The organism is Flavobacterium sp. TR2 (assembly GCF_025252405.1).
GTDB lineage: Bacteria > Bacteroidota > Bacteroidia > Flavobacteriales > Flavobacteriaceae > Flavobacterium.
Genome location: NZ_CP104307.1, coordinates 369,904 through 395,862 on the forward strand (window position 1 = coordinate 369,904; position 25,959 = coordinate 395,862).

Here is a 25,959-nt window from a genome sequence, read left to right on the forward strand (position 1 = left end):
AAATATATTAAGCTACCGCTTTTCTATTTTTACCAGTCTTCATTAAACCATCATAATGTTTATTTAACAAGTATGAATTGATCTGTTGAATAGTATCTATTGCAACACCAACCATAATTATTAATGAGGTACCTCCAAAAAACATTGCCCAAGATTGTTGTACATCCATAATACTTACAACAATAGCTGGGAACACAGCAATCAAAGCAAGGAATAAAGATCCTGGGAAAGTTATTAAAGACATCACTTTATCAAGGAAATCAGAAGTTTCTGCTCCTGGACGAACGCCTGGAATAAAACCACCGCTTCTTTTTAAATCATCAGCCATTTTGTTAGTAGGAACGGTGATTGCAGTATAAAAAAATGTAAATACAATAATTAAAGTTGCAAAAACAAAATTATACCAGAAACCAAACATATTACTAAATGCACCAACAATAGATTGTGATGTATCTGATTTAGACAATCCAGCCACAGCTGCAGGGATAAACATAATTGCCTGAGCAAAAATGATTGGCATAACTCCAGAAGCATTAAGCTTTAGAGGAATCCATTGTCTATTACCTCCTGCCAAATCTTGTTCGTAATCTCCAGTTGTCGTACGACGAGCATACTGTACTGGGATTTTACGTACTGCCATTGTAAGCAATACACAAGAAATGATAACTAACAGCCACACAATAATTTCAATAACTAATAACATTGGACCTCCATTGTTATTGGTAACACGAGTTGTAAACTCTTGGATAAAAGCTTGTGGTAAACGAGCTAAAATACCAACCATAATTAACAATGAAATACCATTTCCAATACCTTTATCTGTAATTTTCTCACCAAGCCACATAGCAAAAATTGTACCAGTAACTAAAATGATAACTGACGAGAACAAAAATTCAGGTGAATTAAAGCCTAGCAAAAATGCATTACTAGGCAATGTTCTGTATAAATTATAGATATAAGTTGGACCTTGAACCAATGTGATAGCGATTGTCAACCAACGAGTGATTTGATTAATCTTTTTTCTACCACTTTCCCCATCATTTTGAAGTTTTTGTAAATATGGAATCGCAATCCCCATCAACTGAACAACAATAGACGCAGAAATATAAGGCATGATACCTAAGGCAAAAACTGAAGCCTTAGAGAAAGCACCCCCGGTGAACATATCTAGGATAGATCCTAGACCATTTTTAGTTTGTCCCGCTAAACCAGTCAATTGCGTTGCGTCAATTCCAGGAAGCGTAACGTGTGCTCCAAAACGATATACTAAAAGTAATCCTAAAGTAATTAAGATTCTATTTTTTAGTTCTTCGATTTTCCAAACATTACTTATTGATTCAATAAATTTCTTCATCTTAATAGATAAGTTATATAGTTACAGCCTCTCCACCAGCAGCTTCAATAGCAGCTTTTGCAGTAGCAGTAAATTTGTGGGCAGTTACTTTTAATTTTGCTTTCAATTCTCCTCTACCTAAAATCTTAACGATTTCATTTTTAGAAGCCAAACGATTTGCTACGAAATCTGCCATAGAAACAGAATCAGTAATTGCACCATTGTCAACTAATAATTGAAGAGTATCTAAATTAACACCTTCGTATTCTTTACGATTGATGTTTTTGAAACCAAACTTAGGAACACGTCTTTGAAGTGGCATTTGCCCTCCTTCGAAACCAATCTTTTTAGAATATCCAGAACGAGATTTAGCTCCTTTGTGTCCACGTGCAGCAGTACCACCTTTTCCAGAGCCTTCTCCTCTACCTAATCTTTTATTTTGATTGTGTGTAGATCCTTCAGCAGGTTGTAAGTTACTTAAATTCATAACAGTATTTGTTATTTAGCTTCTTCAACAGAAACTAAGTGTTTAACTTTGTTTATCATCCCAAGGATAGCAGGATTTGACTCATGCTCCACAACTTGTCCAATTTTACGTAGACCTAAAGCTTCCAACCCTCTTTTTTGAGAAAGAGGACAGTTGATTTTGCTTCTTACTTGTTTTACTAATAATTTAGCCATAATTTCCTGAATTAACCTTTAAAAACTTTCTCTAAAGAAACACCTCTTTGTTTTGCAACAGTGTGAGCGCTTCTCATTTGCAATAAAGCATCAAAAGTTGCTTTTACTACGTTATGCGGATTTGATGATCCTTGAGATTTAGACAATACATCGTGAATACCTACTGACTCAAGAACTGAACGAACAGCTCCACCAGCAATAACTCCAGTACCATGAGACGCTGGAATTAAGAATACGCGTGCACCACCAAATTTACCTTTTTGTTCGTGAGGAACAGATTGTCCATTCAAAGGAATTCTTACTAAGTTTTTCTTAGCATCTTCTACTGCTTTCGCAATTGCTTCAGAAACGTCTTTAGATTTTCCTAATCCGTGACCAACTACTCCATTTTCATCACCTACAACTACAATAGCAGAAAAACCGAAAGCTCTACCACCTTTTGTAACTTTAGTAACACGATTAACACTAACTAGACGATCTTTTAATTCAAGACCACTAGGTTTTACCAATTCTACATTTTTGTATTTAGACATAATATATTAGAATTTAAGTCCAGCGGCTCTTGCGCCTTCTGCTAATGATTTAATACGACCGTGATATAAATATCCACCTCTGTCAAAAGTGATGGTATCAATCCCAGCTTTTAACGCTTTCTCTGCAACTAGTTTTCCAACAGCAGCAGCTACTTCAACGTTAGTACCTTTTCCTATTTCTTTTTCTCTAGAAGATGCAGCTAAGATAGTAACTCCATTTACATCATCAATGATTTGAGCGTAAATTTCTTTATTACTTCTAAAAACAGAAAGTCTAGGTCTTGCAGCAGTACCACTAACCGATTTTCTAATTCTGAATTTAATTCTCTGTCTTCTTTCAGATTTTGTTAATGACATAATCTTATATTTTAAGCTGATTTACCTGCTTTTCTTCTTAATACTTCACCCACAAATTTAACACCTTTTCCTTTGTATGGCTCTGGCTTACGGAAACCTCTGATTTTCGCAGCAACTTGTCCTAAAAGTTGTTTATCAAATGATGTTAATTTTACGATTGGGTTCTTACCTTTTTCAGATATTGTTTCTAAAGATACTTCTGGAGCAATTTCTAAAACAATATTGTGAGAATATCCAAGAGCTAAATCTAACTTTTGACCTTGGTTTGAAGCTCTATAACCAACTCCAACTAATTCAAGTTCTTTTGTAAAACCTTCAGATACACCAACAATCATATTACTGATTAATGCTCTGTATAATCCGTGTTTTGCTCTTTGGTCTTTATAATCAGACGATCTTTCTACTACGATTTGATCACCTTCAACTTTTACAGTTACGTCCGAAAACTCCTGAGTTAGTTGACCTTTTTTTCCTTTTACTGTAACACTACCGTCTTTAACTTCAACAGTCACACCAGCAGGAATTACAATTGGGCTTTTACCTATTCTTGACATCTTATCTAGTGTTTAAAATTAGTATACGTAACAAATTACTTCACCACCAACATTTAACTGCTTCGCTTGTTTTCCAGTCATCAAGCCTTTTGATGTAGAAACGATAGCAATTCCTAATCCGTTAAGGATTCTTGGTAATTTGGCAGCACCTGCGTACTTACGTAAACCAGGTTTACTAATTCTTTGAATATCTTTAATTACAGGCTCTTTAGTATCTTTATCATACTTCAAAGCAATTTTGATAGAACCTTGAACTGTGTTCTGCTCAAATTTGTAACTTAAGATGTAACCTTGATCAAATAAGATCTTAGTTATTTCTTTTTTTAGATTAGATGCTGGAATCTCAACAACTTTGTGGTTTGCAGCCACAGCGTTACGAACTCTAGTCAAATAATCTGCAATAGGATCTGTATACATATGTATTTGATTGCGATTATGGTTTTCAGGAAGCACCCTGCCTCCTGAACCTTTAATCAATTTATAAACTTTTTTAAATTACCAGCTGGCTTTTTTCACACCAGGAATTAATCCATTGTTAGCCATTTCACGGAAAGTTACACGTGAAATACCGAATTGACGGATATAACCTCTAGGTCTACCTGTTAACTTACAACGATTGTGTAAACGAACTGGTGAAGCATTTTTAGGTAATCTTTGTAATCCTTCGTAGTCTCCAGCTTCTAATAAAGCTTTTCTCTTCTCAGCATACTTAGCTACCGTTTTCTCTCTTTTCACCTCGCGGGCTTTCATTGATTCTTTAGCCATGTCTTAATTCTTTTTAAAAGGTAATCCTAATTCAGCCAATAATGACTTTGCTTCCTTGTCTGTTTTTGCAGTAGTAACAAATGTAATATCCATTCCTGAAATTTTGTTTACTTTGTCAATATCAATTTCTGGGAAAATGATTTGCTCTAAAACTCCAAGATTGTAGTTACCTCTTCCGTCAAAACCAGTAGCTTTAATACCATTGAAATCTCTAACACGTGGTAAAGCAGAAGTGATAAGTCTATCTAAAAACTCATACATTCTTTCTCCACGTAAAGTTACTTTTGCTCCAATTGGCATCCCTTTTCTCAATTTGAAAGACGCAACGTCTTTCTTAGAAATTGTAGATACTGCTTTTTGTCCAGTGATCTTTGTTAACTCATCAACCGCATAGTCAATAAGTTTTTTATCAGATACAGCTGCACCAACTCCACGGCTCAAAACGATTTTTTCAAGTTTAGGAACTTGCATTACGTTTGTATATCCGAACTCTTCTTTAAGAGCAGAGATCACTCTACTCTTATATTCTTCTTTTAGTCTAGGTGTATATGCCATTACTATAGTACTTGATTAGATTTTTTTGAAAATCTTACTTTCTTATCTCCTTCTACTCTAATACCTACTCTAGTTGTTTCCTTAGTTTTAGGATCAATTAAAGCAATGTTAGAAATTTGAATAGAAGCTTCTTTCTTAACGATACCACCTTGAGGGTTTTTAGCACTTGGTTTAGTATGTTTAGAAACCATGTTTACACCTTCAACGATCGCTTTGTTTTTTTCACGGTAAACACGTAAAACTTTACCTTCAGCACCTTTATGGTCTCCAGCAATAACTCTTACGATATCTCCTGATTTTATTTTTAGCTTTATCATCTTAAAACGAATTAAAGCACTTCTGGTGCTAATGATACAATTTTCATGAATTGTTTTTCACGAAGTTCTCTTGCTACCGGACCAAAAACACGAGTTCCTCTCATTTCCCCTGCAGCATTCAAAAGAACACATGCATTGTCATCGAAACGGATATAAGAACCATCAGCTCTTCTCACTTCTTTTTTAGTACGCACAACAACTGCAGTTGAAACAGCTCCTTTTTTCACGTTTCCGTTTGGAGTTGCATCTTTGATAGAAACTACAATTTTGTCACCAACAGAGGCATATCTTCTTTTAGTACCTCCTAAAACACGAATAGTTAAAACTTCTTTAGCTCCCGTGTTATCTGCTACTTTTAGTCTTGATTCTTGTTGTACCATAATTATTTAGCTCTTTCTAAGATTTCAACTAATCTCCAACATTTTGTTTTACTTAAAGGACGCGTTTCGCTAATTCTTACAGTATCTCCAATGTTACAGTCGTTTGTTTCGTCGTGTGCAACATATTTCTTAGTTTTCAACACGAACTTACCGTATAATGGGTGTTTTACTTTTCTTACTTCAGAAATAACGATAGATTTATCCATCTTATTTGAAGTAACAACACCTATTCTTTCTTTTCTTAAATTTCTTTTTTCTTCCATCTTTCAGCAGAATACAATTATTGTAACTCTCTTTTAGTTAACTCTGTAGCCAATCTTGCAACTGTTCTTCTAACGCTTCTAATTTGAAGTGGGTTAGCAATTGGAGAAATAGCATGAGCCATTTTTAGGTCAGCATATACTTTCTTAGTTTGACTAAGCTTTTCTTGCAACTCCGCTGCAGAAAGATCTTTTATTTCTGATTGTTTCATAATAAATATAAATTATGCTTCGAAATCTCTAGCAACGACGAACTTAGTTTTTACTGGAAGTTTTTGAGCTGCAAGACGTAATGCCTCTTTTGCAACTGACAATGGAACCCCTCCAACTTCAAACATAATTCTTCCTGGTTTAACAACAGCAGCCCAATATTCAACTGCTCCTTTACCTTTACCCATACGTACTTCAAGAGGCTTCTTAGTGATAGGTTTGTCTGGGAAAATTTTAATCCACAATTGTCCTTCTCTCTTCATGTAACGAGTTGCAGCGATACGTGCAGCTTCGATTTGACGAGATGTTAAGAACATTCCATCTTCATGTACAGATTTAATACCAAACATTCCATTTGAAAGTTCATGCCCTCTTTGAGAGTTACCCTTCATTCTACCTTTTTGTACCTTACGGTATTTTGTTCTTTTAGGCTGTAACATTTTTCTTTAGTTTAAAAATTTACTTTCTTTTACGAGCGTCTGGTTTTCCACCTTTATTAAAGTTAGATTTGCCTCTAGGAGCATCTCCACCTTTTCCACCACCTGTACCAGATTGTTTTTTATCCATTCCAGCAAGTGGAGAAAGTTCTCTCTTACCGTAAACTTCACCTTTCATGATCCATACTTTGATACCCATTCTACCGTAAGTAGTGTGAGCTTCAGCCAAAGCATAATCAATGTCAGCTCTGAAAGTTGATAGAGGAATTCTACCTTCTTTGAAACCTTCTGAACGTGCCATCTCTGCACCATTCAAACGACCAGAAATCAAAACTTTGATACCTTCAGCGTTCATACGCATAGAAGCAGCAATAGCCATTTTGATTGCACGTCTGTAAGAAATACGGCTTTCGATTTGACGAGCGATGCTTGTAGCCACAAGATAAGCATCTAGCTCAGGTCTTTTAATTTCAAAGATGTTAATTTGAACCTCTTTGTCAGTAACTTTCTTAAGTTCTTCTTTCAACTTGTCTACCTCTTGTCCGCCTTTTCCGATAATGATACCAGGTCTAGCAGTAGTGATAGTAACGGTTACAAGTTTCAAAGTTCTCTCGATGATTACTTTTGATACACTAGCTTTTGATAAACGAGCGTGGATATACTTTCTGATTTTGTGATCTTCAGCTAATTTATCGCCGTAATCATTTCCACCATACCAGTTTGAGTCCCATCCTCTGATGATACCAAGTCTATTTCCAATTGGATTTGTCTTTTGTCCCATGCTGCTTAAGAATTGCTTTGTGTGTTATTGATAGCTCCAAGCACGATTGTTACGTGATTAGAACGTTTTCTTATTCTGTGTGCACGACCTTGTGGAGCTGGACGAAGTCTTTTTAACATCATTCCACCATCTACTCTGATCTCTTTAACAAATAATCCAGCCTCTTCTAAATTACCTTCACTATTTTTTTGCTCCCAGTTATTGATTGCAGATAATAATAGTTTTTCTAATTTTCTTGAAGCTTCTTTAGAACTGAATCTTAAAATGTTAAGTGCTCTTTCTACCTTCTGACCTCTTACCAAGTCCGCTACTAAGCGCATTTTTCTAGGTGAAGTAGGGCAGTTATTCAATTTTGCGAAAGCGATAGACTTATTAGCCTCTTTTCTCGCATCTGCTGTTTCTCTTTTACGAACTCCCATTGCTTCTTTTATTTTTTACCTTTATTTTTTGCTCCAGCATGACCTCTAAAAGATCTAGTTGGTGAAAACTCTCCTAATTTGTGACCTACCATGTTTTCTGTTACGTAAACTGGTACAAATTGACGACCGTTATGAACTGCGATAGTTTGTCCAACGAAATCTGGTGTAATCATTGAAGCTCTAGACCAAGTCTTAACAACTGCATTTTTACCACTTTCTACGTTTTCTTGAACTTTCTTGTCTAATTTATAATGAACGAAAGGTCCTTTTTTTAATGAACGTGCCATATCTTATTATTTCTTTCTACGTTCTACGATATACTTGTTACTCGGGTTTTTCTTAGAACGAGTTCTGTAACCTTTAGCTGGCAATCCGTTTCTTGAACGTGGGTGCCCTCCAGAAGAACGTCCTTCACCACCTCCCATAGGGTGATCAACAGGGTTCATCGCTACTGGTCTAGTTCTAGGTCTTCTTCCTAACCATCTTGTTCTACCTGCTTTACCAGACACAACTAATTGGTGGTCAGAGTTAGAAACAGCTCCAATTGTAGCCGAACAAGTTAACAAGATCAATCTTGTTTCACCAGAAGGCATTTTGATTGTTGCATATTTCCCGTCTCTTGCCATTAACTGAGCAAAAGTTCCAGCTGAACGAGCAATAACAGCTCCTTGTCCTGGACGTAACTCAATACAAGATATAACAGTTCCAAGAGGAATTCTGCTTAAAGGCAAAGTATTACCAATCTCTGGTTGAGACTCTGGTCCAGAAACTAATTTCTGACCAACTTTCAATCCGTTTTGGGCGATAATATAAGTTTTCTCTCCATCAGCATAAGCTAATAAAGCGATAAATGCAGTACGATTTGGATCGTATTCGATTGATTTCACTGTAGCTGGAATTCCATCTTTAGTTCTTTTGAAATCAATAATACGATATCTCTGCTTGTGACCACCACCCGTATAACGCATGGTCATCTTTCCTTGACTATTTCTACCTCCTGAGTTTTTTATCGGTGCTATCAAAGAGCGTTCCGGCTTATCAGTTGTAATAGCGTCATAACCATTCACAACTCTAAATCGCTGACCCGGGGTAATAGGTTTTAATTTTCTTACTGACATTTTTCTATCTTAGATATTGTTGTAAAAATCAATTGTTTCTCCTTCTTGTACTTGAACAATTGCTTTTTTGTATGCATTTGTCTTTCCACTGATTAAACCACTTTTAGTGTATTTAGTAGATCTATCTGGTCTCACATTCATTGTGTTAACAGAAACGATAGTTACTCCATAAGCAGCTTCTACAGCTTTCTTAATCTCAACTTTGTTTGCTTTTTTGTTTACAACGAATCCGAAGCGGTTTAGAACTTCACTTTCTTTGGTTACTTTTTCCGTTACTATAGGTCTAATAATGATGCTCATATTCCTATTATTTACTTAAATTTTCTTCAATTAACTCTAAAGAACCTTCCAAAAGCACTAAATTATTAGCGTTTAATATTGCGTAAGTGCTTAATTCAGAGCTAGTTACGACGTTTGAAGCCTTTAAATTACGTGACGACAAATATACGTTTTTATTTGACTCACCCAACACAAATAAAGATTTTTTATTCTCTAACCCTAAAGCTTTCAAAACGTTAATGAAATTTTTAGTGTTTGGCACTTCGAAATTAAAGTCTTCTAAAACCACAATATTTGACTCTTTTGCTTTGATTGAGAAAGCTGATTTTCTAGCTAATCTCTTTAAGCCTTTATTCAATTTGAATGAATAACTTCTTGGTCTTGGTCCGAAAACTGTTCCACCACCTTTAAACAATGGACTCTTAACACTTCCTGCACGTGCAGTACCAGTTCCTTTTTGTTTTTTAATCTTACGCGTACTTCCAGTTACTTCAGCTCTTTCTTTAGCCTTGTGAGTACCTTGTCTTTGATTAGCAAGATATTGCTTAACATCAAGATATACAGCGTGATTGTTTGGTTCAATTGCGAATACTGAATCAGAAAGTTGAACTTTTCTTCCAGTATCTTTTCCGTTGAAATCTAATACTTTTACTTCCATTACTTCTGAATGATTACATAAGAGTTTTTGTGTCCAGGAACACATCCTTTAACAACAAGCAGATTCTTTTCAGCAACTACTTTTAAAACTCTAAGGTTTTGAACTTTTACATTTTCTCCTCCCATTCTTCCAGCCATACGCATTCCTTTGAATACTCTAGATGGATAAGAAGAAGCTCCTACAGAACCTGGCGCTCTTAAACGGTTGTGCTGACCATGAGTAGCTTGTCCAACACCACCAAAACCGTGACGTTTAACAACACCTTGGAAACCTTTACCTTTTGAGACACCTTGTACATCTACAAATTCTCCTTCTTCAAAAATAGTAACATCAATAAGATCTCCTAATTTTTGTTCAGTTGCAAAATCTTGGAATTCAACGACTTTTTTCTTAGCAACAGTTCCAGCTTTTTTAAAGTGCCCTAAAGCAGCTTTAGTAGAATGTTTCTCGTTTTTGTCATCGAAACCAAGTTGCAACGCTTCATACCCGTCAACCTCGTTGGTTCTGACTTGGGTAACAACGCATGGACCAGCTTCGATTACTGTACAAGGAATGTTTTTCCCGTTTTCGTCGAAAATACTAGTCATGCCGATTTTCTTACCAATTAACCCAGACATAAATATTAATTATTAATTACTAAAATTCCCTTCAATTTGAAAATAACAGAAATTTCCAAACAGGGAGTGCAAAAGTAGACATTAAAATTGAATATACCAAACAGTTATAAAAATTAAATCGCTCATAATCAAAATCCAAGCATCAAAACAACACCAAAACCAACCGTATCTACACAAAAATCTGAATCCGTTTTTTCATCAAACAAACACTTTACACTTTGCAATTATTTAATAAAATCGCAACAAAAAAACTCGCATCCCTTTAAAACAAAGGGTTTTAACAAAGAACAAGAAATTTTAAATCCGAAAAGCTTATCAATATCACCAAACCAAAAGCAACTTCTAAAAACAAAAAAAGCGAGACAAAAAATGTCTCGCTTTTTATATAAAAAAAATATAAAAAATTATACTTTAATCTCTACTTCAACTCCACTTGGCAATTCAAGTTTCATTAAAGCATCAATAGTTTTAGATGAAGATGAATAAATATCAATCAATCTCTTGTATGACATTACTTCAAATTGCTCTCTCGCTTTTTTGTTAACGTGCGGAGAACGCAACACAGTGAAAAGTTTTTTGTGAGTTGGCAACGGAATAGGACCTGTTACAACTGCTCCAGTAGTTTTTACCGTTTTTACGATCTTTTCAGCAGATTTATCTACCAACATATGATCGTAAGATTTTAGTTTTATTCTGATTTTTTGACTCATTTTCTTAAAATTAAGCGTTACCTTTTGCTTTTTTGATTACCTCTTCTGAAATATTAGAAGGTGTTTCTGCATAGTGAGAAAACTCCATAGTTGAAGTAGCTCTACCAGAAGACAATGTTCTTAATGTAGTAACATAACCAAACATCTCTGATAACGGCACATCAGCTTTAATTGTTTTAGCACCATTTCTATCACCCATATCATTAACTTGACCTCTACGACGGTTCAAGTCACCTACGATATCACCCATGTTCTCTTCAGGAGTAATAACTTCGATTTTCATGATTGGCTCAAGAATAACAGCTCCAGCAGCACGTCCAGATTCTTTGTAACCCATTCTTGCAGCTAATTCAAAAGAAAGAGCATCAGAATCCACAGGGTGGAAAGATCCGTCCAATAAAGTTACTTTCAAACTATCAACAGCGTATCCAGCTAATGGACCTGTTTTCATAGCCTCACGGAAACCTTTTTCAACAGCAGGGATATATTCTTTAGGAACGTTACCACCTTTTACCTCATTCACAAACTGTAATCCAACAGGAACTTTACCATCCACTTCATCAGCAGGTTCGATTCTAAATACGATATCACCGAATTTACCACGACCTCCAGATTGCTTCTTATAAGTTTCTCTATGTTGAGCAGATTTAGTAAACGCCTCTTTGTACTCAACTTGCGGCTCACCTTGATTAACCTCTACCTTAAACTCACGTTTCATACGGTCAACCAAGATATCTAAGTGAAGCTCACCCATACCAGAGATAATAGTTTGACCAGAAGCCTCATCAGTTCTTACAGTAAACGTTGGATCCTCTTCAGCTAATTTAGCTAAAGCCATACCCATTTTATCAACATCAGCTTTAGTTTTAGGCTCAATAGCGATACCAATTACAGGCTCTGGGAATTTCATAGACTCCAAGATAATTGGACTCTTCTCATCACACAAAGTATCTCCAGTTTTGATATCTTTAAATCCTACAGCAGCTCCAATATCTCCAGCCTCAATAAATTCGATTGGATTCTGTTTGTTAGCGTGCATTTGGTAAATACGAGAAATTCTCTCCTTGTTACCAGAACGAGTATTTAAAACATAAGAACCAGCATCTAAACGCCCAGAGTAAGCACGGAAGAAAGCCAAACGACCTACGAATGGGTCAGTAGCAATTTTAAATGCTAAAGCAGCAAACGGCTCTTTCACATCTGGCTTACGCAAGATTTTAGTTTGATCTTCTTCTAATAATTCAGCATCATCAGGGTGAATTCCTTCAATACCTTCTTTATCTAATGGAGATGGTAAATACTTACAAACAGCATCTAACATAAATTGAACCCCTTTATTTTTGAAAGAAGAACCAGCAAGCATTGGAATGATAGCCATATCAATAGTAGCAGCTCTCAATGCATTGTTAATTTCCTCTTCAGTAATAGAGTTCTCATCCTCCATATACTTATCTAAAAGATTTTCATCGTAAGTAGCAATCTCTTCGATAAGGATAGAACGGTAATGCTTAACATCATCAACCATATCAGCTGGGATATCCACAACGTCAAAAGTAGCTCCTTGAGTTTCATCATGCCATACAATAGCTTGATTTTTAACTAAGTCAACGATACCTTTAAAATCTGCTTCATCACCAATAGGCAAAGTAATTGCAACCGCATTTGATTTCAACATATCTTTAACCTGTCCGCATACAGCTAAGAAGTTAGCACCTTGACGGTCCATTTTATTTACGAATCCCATACGAGGAACTCTATATTGATCAGCAAGTCTCCAGTTAGTTTCTGATTGAGGCTCAACACCATCAACAGCACTAAACAAGAAAACCAAACCATCAAGTACACGTAGAGAACGGTTTACCTCTACAGTAAAGTCAACGTGTCCAGGAGTATCAATAATATTAAAGTGGTACGGTAACGATTCTGGAATAACTTTACCTTGTACAGTTGGAAAGTTCCAAGTACAAGTTGTAGCAGCAGAAGTAATAGTAATACCTCTTTCTTGCTCTTGCGCCATCCAGTCCATTGTTGCAGCACCATCGTGCACCTCACCAATTTTGTGTGATTTTCCAGTATAAAAAAGAATACGCTCAGTTGTTGTTGTTTTACCAGCATCAATGTGAGCAGCGATTCCGATATTTCTTGTATATTTTAAATCTCTAGCCATTTCTTTACGAATTAAAATCTAAAGTGAGAGAATGCTTTGTTAGCTTCTGCCATTTTGTGAGTATCCATTCTTTTCTTAACCGCAGCACCTTCTTCTTTAGCCGCAGCTAAACATTCTGAAGCTAAACGTTGCGCCATAGATTTTTCATTTCTTCTTCTTGAATAAAGTATTAACCACTTCATTGCCATAGAAATTTTTCTGTCTGGACGAATCTGCATTGGGATTTGGAATGTAGCTCCACCTACTCTACGACTACGTACTTCTACGTGAGGCATAACGTTTGTTAAAGCATCTTTCCAGATCTCTAATGAAGTTTTCTCATCATTTTGCTTTTTAGTTTCAATGATATCAATAGCATCATAAAATACTTTAAAAGCTGTAGATTTCTTACCATCCCACATTAAGTTGTTCACAAAACGCGTTACTAATTGGTCATTAAACCTTGGATCCGGTAAAAGTGGTCTTTTCTTTGCCGCTCTTTTTCTCATGTCTTTTTCTTAAAAGTTTTTAAATTACTTTTTTGCTTCTTTTGGGCGTTTAGCACCGTACTTAGATCTTCTTTGCGTTCTTCCTGCAACTCCTGACGTGTCAAGCGCTCCACGAACGATATGATATCTAACACCTGGTAAATCTTTTACCCTTCCACCTCGCACTAATACTATCGAGTGCTCTTGTAGATTGTGTCCTTCTCCTGGGATGTAAGCATTCACCTCATTACCATTTGTCAAACGTACACGCGCAACTTTACGCATTGCAGAGTTTGGTTTTTTTGGTGTAGTAGTGTAAACACGCGTACAAACCCCTCTTCTTTGAGGACAAGAATCTAAAGCAACCGATTTACTCTTCTTAGTGATCTGAGTTCTTCCTGTTCTTACTAATTGTTGAATTGTTGGCATAATTAATACTAAAAATTATTATGTTTATTAAATTCCCGCTTTTTACGGGGTTGCAAATGTATAAAATATTTTTCACTATACAAACGTTAAATCATTAATTTTCAATAAGATTATTTAGGCTTATGATTTTACGAACAAACAATAGATATTTGCAATATTTTAATAAATGAAACAATTGCCGTTGAAACACTTAATACAAATATTTCTTCTCCTATCTTTAAGCATTTCTGGCTATGCGCAAAACTTTCACTTAAAAATAAACGGAACAAATAATATTGAAAACAAAATCATTGATTCATTAAGCTACAATCCTCAGCACCCGAATCTAAAATCTTTATTAAACGAAACAACGACAACTATCGAGAAACTTTCCAAAATTGGGTATCTCGACAGCAAAATACTAAAAACCAACAAGGTAAACGACAGCTCCTACGTTACCATTATATCATTAAATAGAAAAATAAAATACATACATATATATATAGGAGCAAACAACCCTGTCTTTAAAACTGAAAAAATAAAAAATGACAGCATCGTAATTCCTTACAACGAAGTAGAAAGCTATTTAAATAAAAAAATAGTAGAGGCCGAAAAATTAGGCTTTGCACTGAGTAAAATAAAATTGGAAAATATTCAAAAAAAAGGCACGATACTTTATGCAGATTTAAGTTTTAAAACAGAAAAAAAGCGCAGCATAAATTCAATCGTTCTAAACTACGCAAATCAAAACGAGCGTAATTTTTTCCCAGACAGCCATCTAAAACAACTTCGCAAAAAATATTTAAACAAAACTTTCAATCAGGAAACTACAAGAGAACTATATCGAGACATTAACAGTTACGAGTTTGTAAATCAGATAAAATATCCGGAAATTTTATTCACAAACGATTCTACTAAAATCTACGCCTATATAGAAAAAAGGAAAGCCAATACTTTTGATGGCTACATAGGCTTTTCTAATGACGACAGCAAAAAGATTCGCCTCAATGGATATTTAGATATTTCATTAATAAACACACTCCATGCGGGCGAACAATTTTCGCTATATTGGAAAAGCGACGGCAATAAACAAACAACTTTCAATACAAAACTCGAAATTCCATATATTTTCAGAACCTCACTGGCCGTAAAAGCTCAACTTAACATTTTTAAACAGGACAGCACATTTCAAAACACAAAAACAGCGATCGATCTTGGCTATTATATAAATTACAATTCCAAAATATATCTCGGATATCAATCAACCGAATCAAGCGACATTCAAAATACCAACAGCGCAACTCTCAGTGATTTTAAAAACTCCTACATCACTTCTACTTTTGAATACAAAAAAAATGACCATTCCAACGATCTATTTCCAAGAAAATCATATGCAAATCTATTATTTGGTTACGGAAAAAGAAGCACTAACAATTCTCCCGAAACGACAGAAACCACTAACCAATTTTATACTAACCTAAATCTGTCTTACAATTTCGAATTAAACAAAAAAAACTTTGTTTACATCAATCCTCAAATTCTATATCTAAAAAGCAATAATTATATAGTAAATGAACTTTTTAGATTTGGAGGTTTAAATTCAATTCGCGGTTTTTCAGAAAATAGCTTGCAAGGAAATAATGCAAATTTATTCATTACCGAATATCGATATTTACTTAGCTCAAATTTATACATACACACCATACTTGATTATGGAATTTATCAAGACCAAACTTCATTAAAAAATAGCAAAAAATTCAGCAGTTTAATCAGTGCTGGTGTAGGTTTAGGACTACTAACAAAAAATGGATTATTAAAGCTAATAATAGCCAATGGAAGCACAAATGACGCCGAAATAAAATTTTATAACAGTATCCTTACAATATGTTATAATGTTAAATTTTAAGTCATTATAAAAATACATTAACAAAATATTAGGATTTTTAGCGATTAATTACGAATATTACATAACTAATCCAAAATGTTTGTTAATATGAAATCAAAACTAAGCAGATTCTTAGTGCTTTTATTAGCACTAATCGCGCAACTAACCTTTGCGCAAGAAAGAACTGTTTCGGGAATTGTTACCGATGATGCAAGTATGCCTTTACCGGGCGTAAGCGTATTAGTAAAGGGAACAAAAACTGGAACACAAACCGATTTTGACGGAAAATATTCTATCAAAGCAACACCAAGTCAAATTTTAGTTTTTAGCTACATTGGAATGAAATCTCAAGAGTTTCCAGCTAGCTCGACAAAAGTGAATGCTAAATTGTCCAGTGATGCACAACAACTGGAAGGAGTTGTTGTTACTGCGTTAGGATTATCAAGAGAGAAAAAATCTCTTGGTTATGCAACGCAAGAAGTCAAAGGAGAAAACCTAGCCGCGGTTAAAAGCGACAACTTCGTAAATGCCATATCTGGAAAAGTTTCTGGGGTTCAAGTAAAAAGAACAACAAACTTTGGAGGTTCCACTAATATTGTCATTAGAGGAAATTCTTCTTTGACAGGAAACAATCAAGCCTTATTTGTTATTGATGGGGTTCCAGTAAGCAACAACAACTCAAACACAAGAGACCAAGAACAATCTGGAGCAGGTTATGACTATGGTAGCGCCGCATCAGACATTAACCCTGAAGACATCGAATCTATCAACGTCCTTAAAGGCTCTGCCGCAAGTGCCCTCTATGGATCGAGAGCTGCTAATGGTGTTGTTGTTATTACAACAAAAAAGGGAAACAAAAAAGCCAAAGGCTACTCTGTTACTGTTAATTCTGGCGTAACAATTGGTTCTGTCGACAAAAGCACTTTTATAAAATATCAAAAACAGTATGGTGCCGGATATGGACCTTACTATGGTCCTGACGAAGATTCGTATTTAGACCATATTGATATAAATGGAGATGGAGTTCTAGATAATGTTACTCCATTAACCGAAGACGCTTCCTACGGACAAGCTTTTGATCCAAAATTAATGGTTTACCAATGGGACGCATTTTATCCTGAGTCTCCAAATTACATGAAAGCAACACCTTGGGTAGCAGCAAAAAATGGTCCAATTACTTTTTTTGAAAAACCAGTAGCTCTTACCAACTCTATATCAATAGACAAAGGCTTGGAAAATGGCTATTTAAGATTAGGAGCCAACAATCTTGATCAAACTGGTTTAATGCCAAACAGTAGCTTAAAGAGAAACACTTTCACGTTGAACGCATCGACCCTAATTAACGACAGATTAACTATAGCGGGATATGGAAACTTTACAAAAACAAATACTGTTGGTAGAAACAGCACAGGGTATAATGACAACATTGCCGGTAATTTTAGACAATGGTGGCAAACCAACGTTGACATAAAAGGCCTGAGACAAGCTTATGAACTTACAGGGCGCAATGTGACATGGAACCCAAATTCGTACACTAATCCGACTCCAATATTTTGGGACAACCCTTATTTCCAACGTTATGAAAATTACGAATCAGATAGCAGAAGCAGGTTTATCGGAAATCTTTCTTTAAATTATAAAATTGCAAGCTGGTTAGATGCCTTTGGCCGAATTTCTGTTGATACGTATGACGAACTACAAGAAGAAAGAAGAGCGATTGGAAGCGTGCCAGCTAATTTCGGAATTGGAACTGGCGGCGGAGATGGTTCTCTTAACAGAAACCCAGCATCATCTGGCTACTCACGAAAAAACATAGGCTTTAGCGAATACAACTACGACTTCATGTTGAATTACAATACAGACATCACAGAAAAACTAAACCTAAAAGGTGTTGTCGGAGTAAACATTAGAAGAAGTTATTACAATTCGATATTCGCAGCAACAAACGGCGGACTTGCCATTCCAAAATTATATTCTCTTCAAAACACTAAAAGCCCACTATTGGCTCCAATTGAAAGAGATGAATCTATAGGTGTAGACGGTATTTATGGAAGTGCATCTTTTGGTTATGAGGATTACTTATTTCTAGAGGGAACAATTAGGAGAGACCATTCTTCAACTCTTCCAGAAGCTAATAGCAGCTACTACTATCCATCTGTTTCTTCAAGTTTTGTATTCTCTAAATTTATAGAGGCAGACTGGTTGTCTTTTGGAAAAGTGAGACTTAATTATGCTGAAGTTGGGAATAGCCCTGGCTTTGACAGAGTTCTTGATACCTATGCTGTTAACACTGCATTTGGAGCGGCATCAGCATCAGTAAAAGATACTAAGAACAATCCAAACCTAAAACCTGAACGCACAAAAAGCTACGAAGCAGGTTTGGAACTTTCTTTCTTTAAAAAGAGATTAGGATTTGATTTCTCTTACTACAAATCCAATTCAATTGACCAGATCATTCCATTAAGACTTACTTCCTCTACAGGATATTTATACGAATTAATTAATGCTGGGGAAATTGAAAACAAAGGGATTGAGATAACTTTAAGTGGTACTCCGATAAAAACAGACACTTTTTCATGGGAGGTGAATTTGAATTTTGCTAGAAATAGAAACAAAGTTTTAAACCTTTTAGACGGCATTGACAATTTACAATTAGGATCTTTTCAAGGCGGTGTAACAATAAATGCTGCAGTAGGACAACCATACGGCGTAATATATGGCACAAAATACACTTATTTAAATGGACAACCAGTTGTTGATCCGAGCAATGGGCAATACATCAAAACTTCAACATCTGACAATCCGATTGGAAATGCAAATCCTGATTACACAGGAGGTTTAAACAATAGATTTGTCTATAAAAACTTTTCATTTGAATTCTTAATCGATATGCAAAAAGGCGGACAAATATTCTCACTAGACCGCTATTATGGTTTGGCAACAGGTCTGCCAGATGACACAGCTTTTATAAATGAACTAGGAAACCCAATAAGAAACCCATTAACTCCAGGATCTGATAGCGGAGGATTTATAAACCCAGGGGTAAATCCTGACGGCACGGTTAATTCTACAAGAATTGAAGCAAGCCGATTTGGAGCGCAAGGTTACAGAAGAGGTCTGCCTGATGAAGCCTTTGTATACGATGCAAGTTATATCAAATTAAGACAAACAGCAATTACATATTCTTTACCAGAAAAAGTATTAAAAAATACATTCATGAATGGAATGACTTTTAGCATTGTTGGTACAAATCTTTGGATTATCCACAAAAACTTGCCAGATGCAGATCCAGAATCAGGATTAGGAGCTGGTAACTTACAAGGTTACTCAACAGGATCTTTGCCATCAACAAGAGATGTTAGCTTTAACGTTAAAGTCCAATTTTAAATCAAAAAATCATGAAAAAAATATTCATAACCATACTCACCGCAGTTACATTATCGTCCTGCTCTGATGATATAGAAAAGCTAAATGTGAATGTCAAAGACCCTTCTAATGTACCAGGAGAAGCCTTATTTACCAGCGCACAAAAAAGTTTGGTAGATCAGATGACAAACACAAATGTCAACAACAACATCATAAGGTTAATCAATCAATACTTTACAGAGACCGTTTATACAGACGAGAGCAACTATGACTTAGTTACAAGAACAATTCCAGAACAACACTGGCAATTTTTATATAAAGATGTATTAAAAGACTTAGACCAAAGTGCCAAAAACATTACCAATACGCCACTAGGTCTAACCGAAAATCCATTAGACAAACAAAACAAACTTGCAATCATAGAAGTATTAAATGTTTATACGTATGCAATATTAGTTGAGACATTTGGAAATGTACCTTATTCTCAAGCTATAAATCTTGACTACAAAACACCAAAATACGATGATGGTTTAACAATTTACAAAGATTTGATTAAGCGATTGAACAATGCAATAGCCAAATTAAACACTGGAGGCAAAAGCTTTGGAGATAGCGACAGAATCTATGGAGGCGACGTTACTAAATGGATTAAGTTTGCAAATACTCTAAAATTAAGAATGGGTATAACAATTTCTGATATTCCAGCCGAAAGCGCATTAGCACAAGCAACAGTATCTAGTGCAGCCCCTTTAGTTTTCACATCAAATCTTGACAATGCAGATCTAAAATATTTAACAGCTACGCCAAATACTAATCCATTATATGTAGATCTTGTTGCCAGTGGCCGTTCCGATTTTGTTCCAACTAGCACCATAATAGACGAAATGAACAGTTTGAATGACCCAAGACGTTCAAAATACTTTGACGACAATATGGATGATCCATCTACGCCAGAAATAGAATATATTGGAGGTGAGAATGGCGCCAGCAATTCATTTGCACAAAAAACCCATATTACACCAACAATTCAAGCTCCAGATTTTCCAGGAACAATCTTAGATTATGCCGAAGCTGAATTTCTATTGGCAGAAGCAGCCGAAAGATCACTATACGGAACACCTGCTGATGCAGAAGCACACTATAACGCAGCAATAACAGCTTCTATATTAGACTGGGGTGGAACCGAAGCAGAAGCCACTGCTTATTTAGCAAATCCCGATGTTGCCTACACAACAGCTGCAGGAACTTGGAAACAAAAAATAGGAATTCAAAGCTGGATCGCCTTTTACAACAATTCATTTGAAGGATGGTCATTTTACAGAAGATTAGATTTCCCAGTTTTAGTTGCTCCACCAGATGCAGTTTCAGGCATACCAATGCGTTATACGTATCCAATTATAGAACAATCACTAAACAAAGCAAGCTATACAGATGCAAGCGCAGCAATTGGTGGCGATGCAGTAGAAACTAAATTGTTTTGGGATAAATTTTAACGTATATACCTTAATAAATTAAACGAAAAGCGGTTGCAGAAAAATCTGCAACCGCTTTTATTTTAAAAAACTACCTAACATTAATTTTACATTTTACTTACATCATTCACCATAATATCACAATCTTCATAACAAGAAAAGTGTTAAAAAAAATCATAACCACCAATTTTTGAAAACAGCAAAAGAACATCGGTAATTTCCCAAAGCCATATAGCGGCAGAAAAACACTTTATAGGTCTCTTAACACTGACAATTAAAGAGTCACGCCTTTTTTAACAAAATTTAGCAATTAACCTCACCGTTTTTTTAGGATAAAAGTTATAAAAAAAACATTTAAACACCCTTCATCTATAAATTTAACATTTAAGGGTTTGATAAAATTTTTAATTATTATCAAATTTAACACTAAAAATTACGGATTTGTAATTTTAAGCTCTTTTTAATCTACAAAAAAGCAAAATCTCATCCTAAAATCATTATTTAACTAAAAAAAAAGCTTTTTAAATTAGGTAGATTAACAAATTATTAAGATTTTTGTCGGACTAATTCAAAATATTTAAAAATGAAACTAAAGTTCAATGGATTCTTAGTGCTTTTATTAGTACTAGTTGCGCAACTTTCTTTTGCGCAAGAAAGAGCTGTTTCGGGAACAGTTTCTGACAATGCAGGAATGCCTTTACCGGGTGTTAGTGTATTAGTTAAAGGGACTAAAACGGGAACACAAACTGACTTTGATGGTAAATTCTCAATCAAAGTATCACCAAGCCAAGTTTTGGTATTTAGCTACATCGGAATGAAAACTCAAGAGGTAGCAGCAAGTTCTTCAACTGTAAATGTAAAATTAGCAGATGCAGGAGCACAAGAACTTGAAGGAGTAGTTGTAACTGCTTTCGGTATCAAGAGAGAGAAAAAATCTCTTGGTTATGCGACTACAACTTTAAAATCGGATGCGATTACTCAAGTAGTTAACACGAACCCTTTTGAAACTCTTTCTGGTAAAATTGCCGGAGTTGATATCACTGCTCCATCTCAACCAGGAGCTGCTACAAAAGTGGTTATCCGTGGTTTAAATACAATTACAGGTAACGCTGGTCCTTTATATGTAGTTGATGGTTCTCCAATCAACAACACTTCTACAGGTACTAGTAATAACGGTGTTGCATCTATCAGTAGATCATATGATGCTGGTAACGGTGTAAGTGATTTAGATCCAAACAACATTGAAAGCATGACTGTACTTAAAGGAGCTGCTGCTTCTGCATTATACGGATCAAGAGCTGGAGGTGGTGTAATCATCATTACTACTAAAAAAGGAAAAGCAAACTCTGGTATAAAAGTAGATATGTTAGCTTCAACTGAATTAAGTGAAGTTGCAAGAGTTCCTCACTTACAAAGCGAATTTGGACAAGGATGGAATGGACACGGTTATACAGGAAACGGACCAAGTAATGAGAATGGTTCATGGGGACCAAAATTTACTGGAGAAGTTAGACCTTGGGGAACTGTTTATGAAAACAGCCAACAAATCAAACCTTATGTTGGATTAAAAGACAACATTAGAGATTTCTACAACACTGGTATTTTATCTACTCAATCTGTAAACCTTAGCGGTGGTGGAGACACTTCAGATTTCTCTTTAATCTTCTCTAACGTAAACAGTGATGGGGTTATTCCTACAGATGCTGATTTATACAAAAAACAATCTATTGGATTCAATGGAGGTTTAAAAGGTAAAAGACTTACTTTAAGAACATCTTTAAACTACATCTACAAAGATCAAAGTGTTGTAAACACAGGTCAAGGTGATGATGCTGGAGAAGGTTCTACATTACAACAAGATTTATTACAAATCCCAACTGATATTAGTATAGTAGATTTGAGAGATTACAAAAATAATCCTTTCAATACTCCTTCTTACTATTTCACTCCTTACGCTTCAAATCCATATTTTACTATTAACGAAAATAGTACTAAAATTTACGGAAACAATATTTTTGGTAATGCTAACTTAAGCTATAAAATTACTGACAAATTAACTGCTTCATGGCAAGTTGGTGGTAACTTTAGAAGTGAAAGATTAAAAAGCCACGGAGCCATCGTAAACTATTTACCAGGAAGCCCGCAAGATATTGCAGGAAGTTTAACTGTGGGTGGTGTTACAGAATCAAGATCTGAAATCTCTGAATTTGATACATTCTTCAACTTAAACTACAACACAAACTTAGGTGAAGACTGGACATTAAACCTTTTAGGTGGTTTCAACTACAACCGAAGAGAAAGCGACAGATTAATCGCTTCTATCACGAACTTAGGAATTCCAGGTTACTACGAATTATCTAACTCTGCTGTAAGACCAGTTCTTACTCAATCAAACAGCATGAGAAAAACTGGAGCTGTTTACGCATCTGCAGAATTTGCTTTCAAAAACAGATACTTTGCTACAATTACAGGTAGAGAGGATGTTACATCTACATTACCAATCGGTAACAATGCTTATTTCTACCCAGCATTATCTTTAGGTGCTATCGCGATTGACAATGGAAACACTTTCTTAAAATTAAGAGCTGCTGCTTCTAAAATTGCAAACGATACTGATCCTTATAGAACAGAGAACTCATACATTTCAGGATCTGCTGCTGCTAACTTCGGAATTCTTGCATCTCCAATTGGTGGGGTAAGTTTCTACGAAGCTTCTGGAAGATTAGGAAATTCAAGTTTGAAACCAGAAAGTACTGTTGAATACGAAGTTGGTGCTGAGGGATCATTCTTCAAAAACAGAATTAGTTATGATATCGCTTTATATCACAAAACAACATCTGATTTAATTGTTAACCTTCCATTAGATCCATCTACTGGTTTTACACAAAAAGCAATCAATGCTGGTGATATCGTAAACAAAGGTATTGAGCTTTCTGTTACTGCAAGCCCAATCAAAAACCAAGACTTTACTTGGAGCTTAACTTACACATTCACTAAAAACCTTAACGAAGTTACTAAGTTAGCTGAAGGTTTTGACAGAATTGACTTAGCAACTGCATACGGTGTAACTTTCTCAGCAGAAAAAGGACAGCCAATCGGTTCATACTATTCATTAGTTACAAAAACAACTCCAACAGGTCAGCCAATTGTTAATGCTACTACAGGAATTGATGTAAATACAACTCAAGTTCAAAGAATTGGAAACGCACAACGTGATTTCGTTATGGGTTTACAAAACACATTTAAATACAAAAACTTCAACTTAGGCCTATCTTTAGACTGGAAACAAGGTGGAGAAATGTATTCTTACACAAAAAGATTGTCTCACTTCGTAGGAAATGGTATTGAAACTACTTACAACGATAGAGCTCCTTTCATTGTTCCAAATTCTGTTAATGAAGTTGTTGCTCCTAATGGTTCTGTATCATACGTAGAAAACACTACACCAGTTTCATTCGAAAATGTTGCTAACTACTACAACACTCAAAGTAACTTAGCAATTGAAAACACTCACATTGTTGACAAAACTTTTGTAAGATTAAGAGAGATAAATTTAAACTATGATTTCCCTTCTTCACTTAGTAAAAACATGGGTCTAAACAAAATTACAGTTGGTATCTACGGAAGAAACTTATTTATGTGGACTCCTGGAGACAACCCTTACGTTGATCCAGAGGTAAGTACTTACGGTACAGGTGTACTTTCAGACTTAGGAGAGTTTGGAGCTAACCCATCTCAAAGATCAGTAGGTGGAGTTTTAAAATTATCATTCTAAAAATAAATATAGAAAAATGAAAAAGATAGCAACATTAATAACAGCTCTTTTCTTATTAGTGTCATGTGATGAAACATTTGACATTAACAGAGACCCGGATGCATTGCCTCCTGGACAAGCAAATAGCACAATATTTCCTGCTGGTATTGCAGGTCTTGCAGGTGCACAAGGATCATACTACGCTATAATCGGTGGTTTTTGGTCTCAATTCTGGACACAAAACCCAACTTCTAACCAATATAGAGATATTGATAGCTACAGTATTGGAGCAAACAATTACGCAGCAGCTTACACTGCTATGTATGATGCATTAAACGATATTAGAGTAGTAAAAGCTCAATCTTTAAAAGAAGGAAACTGGAACTATTACTTAATGGCAACAATCCTTGAAGTTGAAGGTTCACAAGTTTTAACAGATTTATACGATGATATCCCTTATGCTGAAGCTAACAATGTTAACATTTTACAGCCTAAATTCAATACAGGAAAAGAAACTTACGATTTAATGATTGCTGATTTGAAATTAGCTTTATCAAAAGATTTAAGTGCTTCTGTAGGAGATAAACCAGGTAAAGATGATTTCATCTTCAATGGAGATATGGAAAAATGGACAAAATTTGGAAATACTCTATTGTTAAAATTACACATGAGATTAACTGCGGTTAACCCAACTCTTGCTCAGTCTGGAATCACTTCTTTAATTAATTCTGGAGCACAATTCTTAGATGTTGATGCTGCTATGACTCAATTCGAAGATGCTGCTGATAGAAGTAACCCTCTTTATGAGTCTGACAGAAGACAGTTAAATACTACTTTAAACTTAAGAGCTAGTAAAACTATGTTTTCTTACCTATCACTTAAAGGTGACCCACGTTTAGCTAAATACTATGCACAACCTGGAAATCCTAACAACCAAGGTGACTGGAATAATACTTCAGTACCAAACTTATCTTTAGTTCAATTAAGCCCATTAACACCTGTTTTCTTCATCAGTAAAGAAGAAAGTTACTTCTTGCAAGCTGAAGCTCTTACAAGATACTATAATGGTGCTGGTGCAAAAGCTAAATATGATGCTGGTGTAACTGCTGCATTAGTAAGATTTGGACAATCTGCAACAGATGCTGCAACTTTCGTAAATGGAGTTTATGCATTCCCTGCAACAGGAACTGATGCTCAAATTGAAGCTATCATTACTCAAAAATGGATTGCAAGTTTCCCTGGAAATGGTTACGAGTCATTCTTAGAGCAAAACAGAACAGGATACCCAAAAGAATCTGCTGTTAAACAATCAAGCGAATTATATATTCCTGGACAATTGGCAATTGCAGTTGAAACTAAAACTGGTAACGTATTCCCAAGAAGAATTGTATTACCAAACGTTGTAACAACAAGAAATCCAAATGCACCGGCAGCGAAACTTATCACTGACAAAGTTTGGTGGGATGTTAACTAATA

The 25,959-nt window shown here is 35.4% G+C and carries 30 protein-coding genes; 5 read left to right on the forward strand and 25 right to left on the reverse strand.

What is annotated here, in order from left to right:
- Nucleotides 1–7 precede the first annotated feature (7 nt).
- From secY to rpsL, 25 genes are all read right to left on the reverse strand, one after another.
- Nucleotides 8–1,354 carry a preprotein translocase subunit SecY gene (secY, locus tag N4T20_RS01770; RefSeq protein ID WP_008464318.1) on the reverse strand — a complete coding sequence of 449 codons (1,347 nt, stop codon included), beginning with the start codon at nt 1,352–1,354 and terminating at the stop codon, nt 8–10.
- Nucleotides 1,355–1,367: 13 nt separating this feature from the next.
- Nucleotides 1,368–1,820 (reverse strand): 50S ribosomal protein L15, encoded by a 453-nt coding sequence (gene rplO, locus N4T20_RS01775; protein ID WP_260671439.1) that lies wholly within the window; start codon nt 1,818–1,820, stop codon nt 1,368–1,370.
- 11 nt (nt 1,821–1,831) lie between these two features.
- Nucleotides 1,832–2,014 carry a 50S ribosomal protein L30 gene (gene rpmD, locus N4T20_RS01780; RefSeq protein ID WP_008464315.1) on the reverse strand — a complete coding sequence of 61 codons (183 nt, stop codon included), beginning with the start codon at nt 2,012–2,014 and terminating at the stop codon, nt 1,832–1,834.
- An 11-nt stretch (nt 2,015–2,025) separates the two neighbouring features.
- A complete protein-coding gene (gene rpsE, locus N4T20_RS01785) occupies nt 2,026–2,550 on the reverse strand; it encodes a 30S ribosomal protein S5 (RefSeq protein ID WP_085949269.1) in 525 nt (174 codons plus the stop codon).
- 3 nt (nt 2,551–2,553) lie between these two features.
- Complete coding sequence (gene rplR / locus N4T20_RS01790) at nt 2,554–2,904, reverse strand: 50S ribosomal protein L18 (protein ID WP_008464310.1); 351 nt, start codon at nt 2,902–2,904, stop codon at nt 2,554–2,556.
- Between the two features lie 11 nt (nt 2,905–2,915).
- Complete coding sequence (gene rplF / locus N4T20_RS01795; protein WP_260671440.1) at nt 2,916–3,458, reverse strand: 50S ribosomal protein L6; 543 nt, start codon at nt 3,456–3,458, stop codon at nt 2,916–2,918.
- A gap of 18 nt (nt 3,459–3,476) precedes the next feature.
- A complete protein-coding gene (gene rpsH / locus N4T20_RS01800; RefSeq protein WP_008464306.1) occupies nt 3,477–3,875 on the reverse strand; it encodes a 30S ribosomal protein S8 in 399 nt (132 codons plus the stop codon).
- A 78-nt stretch (nt 3,876–3,953) separates the two neighbouring features.
- The gene (rpsN, locus tag N4T20_RS01805) at nt 3,954–4,223 is read right to left on the reverse strand and encodes a 30S ribosomal protein S14 (protein ID WP_008464305.1); all 270 of its coding nucleotides are present in this window, start codon (nt 4,221–4,223) and stop codon (nt 3,954–3,956) included.
- Nucleotides 4,224–4,226: 3 nt separating this feature from the next.
- Nucleotides 4,227–4,778: a 50S ribosomal protein L5 gene (gene rplE, locus N4T20_RS01810; RefSeq protein ID WP_008464302.1), complete on the reverse strand. Its 552-nt coding sequence runs from the start codon at nt 4,776–4,778 to the stop codon at nt 4,227–4,229.
- A 2-nt stretch (nt 4,779–4,780) separates the two neighbouring features.
- Nucleotides 4,781–5,095 carry a 50S ribosomal protein L24 gene (gene rplX, locus N4T20_RS01815; RefSeq protein WP_026727873.1) on the reverse strand — a complete coding sequence of 105 codons (315 nt, stop codon included), beginning with the start codon at nt 5,093–5,095 and terminating at the stop codon, nt 4,781–4,783.
- 11 nt (nt 5,096–5,106) lie between these two features.
- On the reverse strand, nt 5,107–5,475 hold the full coding sequence (gene rplN / locus N4T20_RS01820; RefSeq protein WP_007803649.1) for a 50S ribosomal protein L14: 369 nt from the start codon (nt 5,473–5,475) through the stop codon (nt 5,107–5,109).
- Between the two features lie 2 nt (nt 5,476–5,477).
- A complete protein-coding gene (gene rpsQ, locus N4T20_RS01825; RefSeq protein WP_012022485.1) occupies nt 5,478–5,738 on the reverse strand; it encodes a 30S ribosomal protein S17 in 261 nt (86 codons plus the stop codon).
- Between the two features lie 17 nt (nt 5,739–5,755).
- Entirely contained in the window at nt 5,756–5,947 is a 192-nt protein-coding gene (gene rpmC, locus N4T20_RS01830; protein WP_008464297.1) for a 50S ribosomal protein L29, read from the reverse strand.
- A gap of 12 nt (nt 5,948–5,959) precedes the next feature.
- On the reverse strand, nt 5,960–6,385 hold the full coding sequence (gene rplP, locus N4T20_RS01835) for a 50S ribosomal protein L16 (RefSeq protein ID WP_008464295.1): 426 nt from the start codon (nt 6,383–6,385) through the stop codon (nt 5,960–5,962).
- A gap of 19 nt (nt 6,386–6,404) precedes the next feature.
- Nucleotides 6,405–7,163 (reverse strand): 30S ribosomal protein S3, encoded by a 759-nt coding sequence (gene rpsC / locus N4T20_RS01840; protein WP_008464292.1) that lies wholly within the window; start codon nt 7,161–7,163, stop codon nt 6,405–6,407.
- Nucleotides 7,164–7,168: 5 nt separating this feature from the next.
- Nucleotides 7,169–7,582 carry a 50S ribosomal protein L22 gene (gene rplV / locus N4T20_RS01845; protein ID WP_007803631.1) on the reverse strand — a complete coding sequence of 138 codons (414 nt, stop codon included), beginning with the start codon at nt 7,580–7,582 and terminating at the stop codon, nt 7,169–7,171.
- Nucleotides 7,583–7,590: 8 nt separating this feature from the next.
- Nucleotides 7,591–7,869 carry a 30S ribosomal protein S19 gene (gene rpsS, locus N4T20_RS01850; protein ID WP_008464288.1) on the reverse strand — a complete coding sequence of 93 codons (279 nt, stop codon included), beginning with the start codon at nt 7,867–7,869 and terminating at the stop codon, nt 7,591–7,593.
- A 6-nt stretch (nt 7,870–7,875) separates the two neighbouring features.
- Complete coding sequence (rplB, locus tag N4T20_RS01855) at nt 7,876–8,700, reverse strand: 50S ribosomal protein L2 (protein WP_008464287.1); 825 nt, start codon at nt 8,698–8,700, stop codon at nt 7,876–7,878.
- A gap of 9 nt (nt 8,701–8,709) precedes the next feature.
- Nucleotides 8,710–9,000 (reverse strand): 50S ribosomal protein L23, encoded by a 291-nt coding sequence (rplW, locus tag N4T20_RS01860; protein WP_008464286.1) that lies wholly within the window; start codon nt 8,998–9,000, stop codon nt 8,710–8,712.
- Nucleotides 9,001–9,007: 7 nt separating this feature from the next.
- Entirely contained in the window at nt 9,008–9,637 is a 630-nt protein-coding gene (rplD, locus tag N4T20_RS01865) for a 50S ribosomal protein L4 (RefSeq protein ID WP_125722315.1), read from the reverse strand.
- Nucleotides 9,637–10,254, reverse strand: a complete 618-nt coding sequence (rplC, locus tag N4T20_RS01870) for a 50S ribosomal protein L3 (RefSeq protein WP_008464284.1) — start codon at nt 10,252–10,254, stop codon at nt 9,637–9,639. The genes rplD and rplC overlap by 1 nt, the downstream gene beginning before the upstream one ends.
- Before the next feature lie 404 nt (nt 10,255–10,658).
- Nucleotides 10,659–10,964, reverse strand: a complete 306-nt coding sequence (gene rpsJ, locus N4T20_RS01875) for a 30S ribosomal protein S10 (RefSeq protein ID WP_007803605.1) — start codon at nt 10,962–10,964, stop codon at nt 10,659–10,661.
- Between the two features lie 10 nt (nt 10,965–10,974).
- Nucleotides 10,975–13,131, reverse strand: coding sequence for an elongation factor G (gene fusA, locus N4T20_RS01880; protein ID WP_260671441.1), 2,157 nt, complete (start codon nt 13,129–13,131; stop codon nt 10,975–10,977).
- An 11-nt stretch (nt 13,132–13,142) separates the two neighbouring features.
- Nucleotides 13,143–13,619 (reverse strand): 30S ribosomal protein S7, encoded by a 477-nt coding sequence (rpsG, locus tag N4T20_RS01885; RefSeq protein WP_026727879.1) that lies wholly within the window; start codon nt 13,617–13,619, stop codon nt 13,143–13,145.
- A gap of 24 nt (nt 13,620–13,643) precedes the next feature.
- Entirely contained in the window at nt 13,644–14,027 is a 384-nt protein-coding gene (gene rpsL / locus N4T20_RS01890; RefSeq protein WP_007136570.1) for a 30S ribosomal protein S12, read from the reverse strand.
- A gap of 166 nt (nt 14,028–14,193) precedes the next feature.
- Here rpsL and N4T20_RS01895 point away from each other — a divergent pair, with 166 nt between their 5' ends.
- The 5 genes from N4T20_RS01895 to N4T20_RS01915 all read left to right on the forward strand — a co-directional run bounded on the left by N4T20_RS01895 (nt 14,194) and on the right by N4T20_RS01915 (nt 25,957).
- On the forward strand, nt 14,194–15,912 hold the full coding sequence (locus N4T20_RS01895) for a hypothetical protein (RefSeq protein WP_260671442.1): 1,719 nt from the start codon (nt 14,194–14,196) through the stop codon (nt 15,910–15,912).
- Nucleotides 15,913–15,999: 87 nt separating this feature from the next.
- A complete protein-coding gene (locus N4T20_RS01900) occupies nt 16,000–19,278 on the forward strand; it encodes a SusC/RagA family TonB-linked outer membrane protein (RefSeq protein WP_260671443.1) in 3,279 nt (1,092 codons plus the stop codon).
- Between the two features lie 11 nt (nt 19,279–19,289).
- Nucleotides 19,290–20,750, forward strand: coding sequence for a SusD/RagB family nutrient-binding outer membrane lipoprotein (locus N4T20_RS01905; protein ID WP_260671444.1), 1,461 nt, complete (start codon nt 19,290–19,292; stop codon nt 20,748–20,750).
- 562 nt (nt 20,751–21,312) lie between these two features.
- On the forward strand, nt 21,313–24,504 hold the full coding sequence (locus N4T20_RS01910) for a SusC/RagA family TonB-linked outer membrane protein (protein WP_260671445.1): 3,192 nt from the start codon (nt 21,313–21,315) through the stop codon (nt 24,502–24,504).
- Between the two features lie 16 nt (nt 24,505–24,520).
- Nucleotides 24,521–25,957: a SusD/RagB family nutrient-binding outer membrane lipoprotein gene (locus N4T20_RS01915; RefSeq protein ID WP_260671446.1), complete on the forward strand. Its 1,437-nt coding sequence runs from the start codon at nt 24,521–24,523 to the stop codon at nt 25,955–25,957.
- Nucleotides 25,958–25,959: the final 2 nt, after the last annotated feature.